This window comes from Arthrobacter sp. zg-Y895, assembly GCF_020731025.1.
Taxonomy (GTDB): Bacteria; Actinomycetota; Actinomycetes; order Actinomycetales; family Micrococcaceae; genus Arthrobacter_B.
This window is the reverse complement of the sequence record NZ_JAJFZY010000004.1, coordinates 883,139-891,022: the sequence shown is the minus strand read 5'-3', so window position 1 is coordinate 891,022 and position 7,884 is coordinate 883,139. Positions and strand designations below refer to the sequence as shown.

The following is a 7,884-nucleotide window of genomic DNA, read 5'->3' as shown; positions in this document are numbered from 1 at the left end:
TTCAAACGGTCCGTCAAAGTATAAAGGGTGTTGTTAGATCATGCTGCTTGCGTCCACTATGTGGTTCCCGGACAACAACCGTTGGTTGCTGCCCTGGAACACCGAATCCTTGCCCCTTGTCCAGGGGCGGGTTCACAATTTACCGCACTGCCGGCACCCCTCCTTGCGAGGCGGTTCCGGGACGTGTTGTAACCATTGTTTTCCCCTCCGCCCTTTTGGGGTGGGTGCGGGTAGAAGGGTTACGGCGGTCATAGCGTGGGGGAAACGCCCGGTCCCATTCCGAACCCGGAAGCTAAGACCCACAGCGCCGATGGTACTGCATCCGGGAGGATGTGGGAGAGTAGGTCACCGCCGGACAATAATTGAAGGTTGAGCCCGTACCAGTGTTGGTACGGGCTCTTCCTGTTTAACCCCCAGGACCTGCCAGGGATGCCGAAAACGGCGGGGCCGGCGTCGTGCCCCGTACCTGGACCTTGGACGCCCGGCTCCGTTGGTGTCGAGACTCACTCACCAACAGGGCGTCAATGAGGCCGGCGGAATCGGCGCCAGGCAGCACACTGCACTAGAATTACCCAGAGGCATGATCGCCTCCCATAACTTTTACATCTTCATTACAGGTACATAGTGACGAGCGACTGCAGTAATTCCGTTGGTCGGCTCACGACGAGAGGAACTCAGCAGCATGTCAGAGCAAGATAACAGGGATCAGCGGGGCAGCGACGCAAACAACGCAGCCCGGAACAGCAACTCGTCAGACCGACGCGATGACCGCGGCCGTCCCGCCACGAATGACCGTAACGCGCCCAAGCGCTTTGAAGATCGCAAGCCGTCGTTCGGCGGCCGTCCCGCTCGTGACGGCGAACGTAAGTCGTTCGGAGACCGCGGAGCAGCCGGTAAGCCGTATTCGAAGGATCGCAAGCCGTCCTTCGGCGATCGTCCCGCACGAAGCGGCGATGACCGCCGTCCCGCACGCGACGGTGAACGTAAGCCCTTCTCTGAGCGAAGCGGCGAGCGTAAGCCCTTTGGCGACCGCAGCGATCGCAAGCCGTCGTTCGGCGGCGACGATCGTCGTCCTGCCCGTGACGCCGAAGGCCGGACCCCCTTCAGCGATCGTTCTGACCGGAATGACCGTGCCAGCCGGGGGAGCGATGACCGTCGCCCGCCGCGTGATGGTGAGCGTAAGCCCTTTGGTGATCGTGGGGATCGTAAGCCGTTCTCGCGCGATGATCGTCCGCAGCGTGACAGCCGTCCGCCGCGTGATGGTGAGCGGAAGCCTTTCGGTGACCGCGGAGACCGCAAGCCGTCGTTCGGCGGCGATGACCGTCGTCCCGCACGCGATGGTGAGCGTAAGCCGTTTTCCCGCGATTCCCGTCCGCCCCGTGATGGTGAGCGGAAGTCCTTTGGCGATCGTGGGGATCGTAAGCCGTTCTCGCGCGATGATCGTCCGCAGCGTGACAGCCGTCCGCAGCGTGACAGCCGTCCGCCGCGCGACGGTGAGCGGAAGCCCTTCGGCGACCGCGGCGATCGTCCGCAGCGTGATTCCCGTCCGCCGCGCGATGGTGAGCGTCGTTCCTTTGGTGATCGCGGTCCGTCCGCTGAGCGTAAGCCTTTCGGTGACCGCGGAGACCGCAAGCCGTCGTTCGGCGGCGATGACCGCCGTCCCGCACGCGACGGTGAGCGTAAGCCGTTCTCCCGCGATTCCCGTCCGCCCCGTGATGGTGAGCGGAAGTCTTTCGGTGACCGCGGGGATCGTAAGCCGTTCTCGCGCGATGATCGTCCGCAGCGTGACAGCCGTCCGCCGCGCGACGGTGAGCGTAAGCCTTTCGGCGACCGCCCCTCACACGGTTCCGACCGTCCGTCGTTCCGCCGTGATGACGCCCCGGCAGCACCTCGTCCCCGTAATGCCAAGGACCTGCGCAGCGCCAACCGGCCCGACCGCGAACGCTCACCGGAAATCGATGAGGACGTTACAGGGCAGGAGCTGGACAAGGTCACCCGTGCCCAGCTGCGCAACTTGGAGGAAGTAAACAGCGAGTGGGTCGCCAAGCACCTGGTGATGGCCGGTCGCTTGATTGACGACGAGCCTGAGCTGGCTTTCCAGCATGCACTGGCCGCCAGCCGACGCGGCGGACGCATGGCAGTGGTCCGCGAAGCTGTCGGCCTGACCGCCTATGCAGCCGAGCACTTCGGTGAAGCCCTGCGCGAGTTCCGCACCTACCGCCGGATCAGCGGCTCCAATGCCTACCTGCCGATGATGGCCGACTGCGAACGCGGTCTGGGCCACCCGGAAAAGGCACTGGACATGGCCCGGTCCGACGACGCCAAGGACCTGGACACCGCCGGTCAGGTAGACCTCGCCATCGTCGTCTCCGGCGCCCGCATGGACATGGGCCAGTTCGACGCTGCTGTTGCCGCACTGGAGATCCCGCAGCTGGACCGTAACCGGGCCTTCTCCTACAGCCCCCGGCTGTTCCGTGCGTACGCGGACGCCCTGGAGGTTGCCGGCCGCAACGAAGAAGCACAGAAGTGGCAGAAGCAGGCCCTGCGGGCTGACGAAGCCCTGGGCTTCGGCGACTTTGCAGAGCCGGAAATCTTCGACCTGGTCCCTGAGGAAGAAGAACGCCCCAAGCGCCGTCCCGAGGCCCGCGAGGACCGCTCCGGCGCCTACTTCGCACCGGCCGAGGAAGCCCCGAAGGACAACCTCGACCCGTCCGACGACATCGACGCGCTGCCCAGCGACGAGCAGGAAAACCTGCTCACAGAGGACAGCGACGTTAATGACGACGGCGAGGCCGTGGAAGTCGTAGTCTCGGACTTCGATTACGACGACGATGAGGACGAGGAAACCCCTCGTGAAGACGCCGACGAGACGGAGCAGCAGCGCACCGATGGCTAATCCTTCACTGGTCTCCGGTTACGACGCGGTCTTTTCCGATCTGGACGGCGTTGTCTACGCCGGACCGCACGCTATTCCGGGGGCCGTGGAGGCCCTCGGCCGGCTGGCTGATGAATCGGTCCAGCTTGCCTACATCACCAACAACGCATCGCGCTCCTCGGAAACTGTTGCCGCCCACCTGCGCGAACTCGGAGCACCCGCCACCGCGGAAAACGTGTTCGGGTCCGCGCAGGCGGGTGCGGAGCTCCTGGCAACCAAGGTTGCCCCGGGAGCCAAGGTCCTGGTCACCGGCAGCGCGACCCTGGCCGCCGCCGTCGACGCGGTGGGCATGGTGCGCGTTGCCTCAGCCGACGACGCTCCCGACGCCGTTATCCAGGGGTTTGATCCCTCCCTGGGATGGGCCGACCTGGCTGAGGCGGCCTTCGCCGTAGGACGCGGAGCTGTCTGGGTGGCCACGAACACGGATCTCTCCATCCCACAGGCCCGCGGCATTGCGCCCGGCAACGGGACACTGGTGGCCGCCGTCGGCGCCGCCACGGGTCGGGTTCCTTTCGTTGCCGGCAAGCCTGAAGCTCCGCTGTTTACGACGGCGGCACGCCACCTGGACGTTCACCGCCCTCTGGTGGTGGGGGACCGGCTGGACACGGACATCCTGGGCGGCACCAATGCCGGTTTCGATACCGCGCTGGTACTCACCGGCGTCGACACCCCGCTGACGGCGCTGGCCGCACGGACGCAGGAGCGGCCCGTGTACCTCATTGAGAACCTCGAAGCGCTGTTTGAACCGTATCCGGTACCCGTTTTCGAGAGCGGGCAGTACCGCTGCGGCGCAGCTGCCGCCTGGGTGGAGGACACCGCTCTGGTCATTGCCGGCGATTCCTCGGACCTGGACAGCTGGCGCGCCGGCTGCGCCGCCTGGTGGGCCGCCTTCCCGGAGTTGGAATCGGCCCAGGCTCCCGAGATCCGCTGGACTGTCACCGCCCGCGGTTAGGCTTCCAAGAGAAGCTCCGTTCATCATTTACGCATTCACCGTCAATGCATCCAGCATGCAACCGCAGGAGGAAGACCGATGCCTGAATCCCAGCCGTCAAAGCCATGGCCGCAGACACCGGTCTCCACGGACGACGCCGCCGTCGATTCCCTGCTCGACGCCCTCGATCCGCTGGGTGCCCAGCCCGTGGCCGGCCACGCAGCGGTCTACCGGGAGCTGCACGATGCCCTGCTCACCGAACTGAACACCGAACCCCCGGCAGCGCCACCGGCGCCCGGCGACCACCTCGGGACTGCAGGCTAGGCATGCCCAGGCTCGACCAGGAACTCGTCACCCGAGGACTCGCCCGCTCCCGGACCCAGGCCGCCAAGCTGATTGCCGCAGGGCGGGTGCTGCGCGCCGGGAAACCCGCCGTCAAACCGTCGGCACCGGTGGATGCCGGCGAACGCCTTGTGGTGCTCGACGACGGTCTGCCGGACTATGTCAGCCGCGCCGGGCACAAGCTGGCCGGCGCACTTGCTGCCTTCCCTGCCGTGCAGCCGAACGGACTGCGCTGCCTGGACGCCGGCGCCTCCACCGGAGGCTTCACCGACGTCCTGCTCCGCTCCGGAGCCGCACACGTGGCCGCCGTCGACGTCGGGCACGGGCAGCTGGTGGAACCGCTGCGGCAGGATCCCCGGGTCAGTGTCTACGAGGGCATGAATGTGCGTTACCTCGACCCAGCGGACATCGGGGGGACCGTTGACCTGACGGTGGCGGATCTGTCGTTCATCTCCCTGACGATGGTCGTTGGACCGTTGGCGGCCGCCACCCGCCCCGGCGGAAGCCTGCTGCTGATGGTGAAACCCCAGTTCGAGGTGGGGCGTGAGAGGCTGGACCGGACGGGGGTCGTCACCGATCCGCTCCAGCACCGCTCGGCCGTAACGTCCGTAGCGGCGGCCGCGCTCGGTGCGGGGTTGGACATCGCAGGCATTGCACCGAGCCCGCTTCCCGGCCAGAACGGCAACGTGGAGTTCTTTATGTGGCTGCAGGTGCCCCGGCAGCACTCCGCCTCCACAGCTGACCAAACCGCGGGAAGCGAGCATGGCGCCGGCCCGTCGTCGGCCGCTGCCGCCGCCGACCTGGTAGATACGGCGTTTGCCGGGTTTGCGGAGCGGAAGCCCGCCGTAGAAGACTGACGGATGGGCATGCCGCAGGCATTCACCCGTAGGACGAAGAGGATGAAGACGGACATGAGCAGACGCATACTGGTTTTGGCCCACACCGGGCGGCGGGCCGCCATGACCGCTGCCCAGGAAGCCTGCACCCAGCTTCATTCCTCCGGACTTGTTCCGGTGATGCGGCGGAGCGACCTTGAAGACATCCAGGCGGAATACGGAGTGCTCACCGCCCCCACGGAAATCCTCGACGAGGATGTTGCACTGGACGACGTAGACCTGGGCATGGTGCTTGGAGGCGACGGGACCATCCTGCGTGCCGCGGAACTGGTCCGCGGAACCAGCGTGCCCCTGCTGGGCGTAAACCTCGGACACGTAGGCTTCCTGGCCGAAAGTGAGCGTGCGGACCTCGCCCAGACCGTCCACTGGGTGGTGGAACGGGCCTACACGGTTGAAGAACGCATGACCATTGACGTCAAGGTCTGGCTCGGCGGAGAACTCGTCGCCCGGACGTGGGCGCTGAACGAGGCAGCCGTGGAAAAGGCCGACCGCCAGCGGATGCTCGAAGTGGTCATTGAAGTAGATGCCCGCCCCATCAGCTCCTTTGGATGCGACGGTGTCGTACTGGCCACGCCCACCGGCTCCACCGCCTACGCCTTCTCCGCCGGCGGCCCCGTGGTCTGGCCCGAGGTGGAAGCCCTGCTGCTGGCACCCATCAGCGCGCACGCTCTGTTCGCCAAGCCGTTGGTCGTGTCGCCGGCGTCCGTACTGGCGGTGGAGATCCTGACCCGTACCGACGCTGCCGGTGTGCTCTGGTGCGACGGCCGGCGCAGCGTCGATCTGCCGCCGGGATCACGCGTGGAAGTGACCCGGTCCAAGACACCCGTCCGCCTGGCACGCACGCATCTCACCCCGTTCTCGGAGCGGCTGGTCCGTAAGTTCCAGCTGCCCACCCACGGATGGCGCGGACCGGCTCCGGTACCCGCCGTCGGGACCCAGCTCAGCCCTGCAGCAGACCAGGCGGATCCTCGCGGGAACCGTGCCGACGGCGGCGCAGCAAATGCCCGGCCGGCAGCCAGGGACGCAGCAGTTTCGGACAGCGGAGGCATTGTCGAATGATTGAGGAAATCCGTATCCGGGACCTCGGTGTCATCACCGACGCCACCCTGGACCTAGGCCCGGGGTTCACTGTGGTGACCGGTGAAACCGGCGCCGGCAAGACCATGGTCATTACCGCACTGGGACTGCTCCTGGGTGCACGTTCCGACGCCGGTGCCGTCCGCATTGGTGCCAAGTCCGCCGTCGCCGAGGCGCTCGTGCATGTGGATCCGCAGAGCGCAGCGGCCATCCGTGCGGCCGAGGCAGGAGCCGAACTCGAAGAGTACGACGGCGCCGCCGAACTTACGCTGGTCCGTACCGTCAATGCAGACGGCCGCAGCCGTGCACATGTGGGCGGACGGTCGGCTCCGGTGGGCGTGCTGGCGGAAGTCGGAGAGCATCTGGTGGTGGTCCATGGACAGACCGACCAGCTGCGCCTGAAGAGCGCTGCAGCCCAACGGGAGGCGCTGGACAAGTACGCCGGTTCCCCGCTTGCTGCCGAACTCGGCACCTACCGCGAGGATTACGCCCGCTGGCGGACTGCGGCAAAGGAACTCGCGGAACTGCGGGACCAGGCCCGGGACCGGCTGCGCGAAGCCGAATACCTGACTGCCGCGCTGGAGGAAATCGAGGCGGTGGATCCGCAGCCGGGAGAGGACGATTCCCTCAAGGCGGAGGCCATGCGCCTGAGCAACCTCGAGGAACTGCGCACCGCCGCGGTGAGCGCCCACGCGGCCCTGATCGCGGACGACTTTGCCGACGGCGGCGACGCCACGTCGCTGGTGGACGCAGCCAAGCGGCAGCTGGAATCGGCAGGGGAGCACGATCCGGCCCTGGCCGCTTCCGGGCAGCGCCTGGCCGAGGTGGGATATATCCTGGCCGACATCGCCACCGAGCTTGCCAGCTACGGGGCTTCACTGGACTCCGAGGGACCGGAACGGCTGGCCGAGGTGGAGTCCCGCCGGGCGGAACTGGCAGGCCTGGTCCGCAAATACGCCCCCTCGATCGACGGGGTCCTGGAGTGGAGCGGCGAAAGCGCCAAACGCCTCGCCGAACTCAGCTCCGACGATTCCCGGATCGAAGCCCTGGAGGCGGAGATCGGCGCCCTTGGCGAACGCCTGGCAACCCGCGGTGCGGCCCTGACCAAACTGCGGACCGAGGCGGCCGCGGAACTCGCCCAGCGGGTCAGTGGCGAACTCACGGCCCTGGCGATGAAGGACGCCAACCTGGTCATCGAGGTGGAACCCACGGGGGAGCCGGGACCGCACGGCGCCGACAGCATTTCCTTCCTGCTCGCACCGCATCCCGGTGCCCCGGCCCGCCCGCTGGGGAAGGGTGCCTCCGGCGGTGAACTCTCGCGCGTAATGCTGGCGATCGAAGTGGTCCTGGCCGCGGTGGATCCGGTCCCCACCTTCATCTTCGACGAAGTGGATGCAGGCGTCGGCGGCAAGGCGGCGGTCGAGATCGGCCGCCGGCTGGCCATGCTGGCGAAGCATGTGCAGGTGATCGTCGTGACCCACCTTCCGCAGGTGGCTGCGTTCGCCGATCATCACATCCGCGTGATCAAAACCTCCACGGCAGCCGACGACGGTTCGGGCGTCACCGCCAGCGACGTCCGGGTGCTGGGCCAGGAGGAGCGGATCAAGGAACTCGCCCGGATGCTTGCCGGGCAGGAGGATTCGGCGTCGGCCCGTGCCCACGCCGAGGAACTGCTGGATTCAGCGGGGCATCTTCAGTGAAGT

General features: G+C 66.9%; 6 protein-coding genes and 1 rRNA gene. All 7 read left to right on the top strand.

The genetic code is table 11. The annotated features are described in order from the left end of the window. The first annotated feature begins 240 nt into the window (after positions 1–240). The 7 genes from rrf to recN all read left to right on the top strand — a co-directional run bounded on the left by rrf (position 241) and on the right by recN (position 7,881). A 5S ribosomal RNA gene (rrf, locus tag LJ760_RS10920) occupies positions 241–357 on the top strand. A 325-nt stretch (positions 358–682) separates the two neighbouring features. Beyond that, a complete protein-coding gene (locus tag LJ760_RS10915; RefSeq protein ID WP_227922726.1) occupies positions 683–2,896 on the top strand; it encodes a hypothetical protein in 2,214 nt (737 codons plus the stop codon). Further along, positions 2,889–3,887 (top strand): HAD-IIA family hydrolase, encoded by a 999-nt coding sequence (locus LJ760_RS10910; RefSeq protein WP_227922724.1) that lies wholly within the window; start codon positions 2,889–2,891, stop codon positions 3,885–3,887. The genes LJ760_RS10915 and LJ760_RS10910 overlap by 8 nt, the downstream gene beginning before the upstream one ends. Positions 3,888–3,965: 78 nt before the next feature. After that, a complete protein-coding gene (locus tag LJ760_RS10905) occupies positions 3,966–4,190 on the top strand; it encodes a hypothetical protein (RefSeq protein ID WP_227922721.1) in 225 nt (74 codons plus the stop codon). A 2-nt stretch (positions 4,191–4,192) separates the two neighbouring features. Beyond that, positions 4,193–5,065, top strand: a complete 873-nt coding sequence (locus LJ760_RS10900) for a TlyA family RNA methyltransferase (RefSeq protein WP_227922719.1) — start codon at positions 4,193–4,195, stop codon at positions 5,063–5,065. Between the two features lie 54 nt (positions 5,066–5,119). Beyond that, on the top strand, positions 5,120–6,163 hold the full coding sequence (locus tag LJ760_RS10895; protein WP_227922717.1) for an NAD kinase: 1,044 nt from the start codon (positions 5,120–5,122) through the stop codon (positions 6,161–6,163). After that, complete coding sequence (recN, locus tag LJ760_RS10890) at positions 6,160–7,881, top strand: DNA repair protein RecN (protein ID WP_227922714.1); 1,722 nt, start codon at positions 6,160–6,162, stop codon at positions 7,879–7,881. Before LJ760_RS10895 ends, recN begins: the two co-directional genes overlap by 4 nt. Positions 7,882–7,884 lie beyond the last annotated feature (3 nt).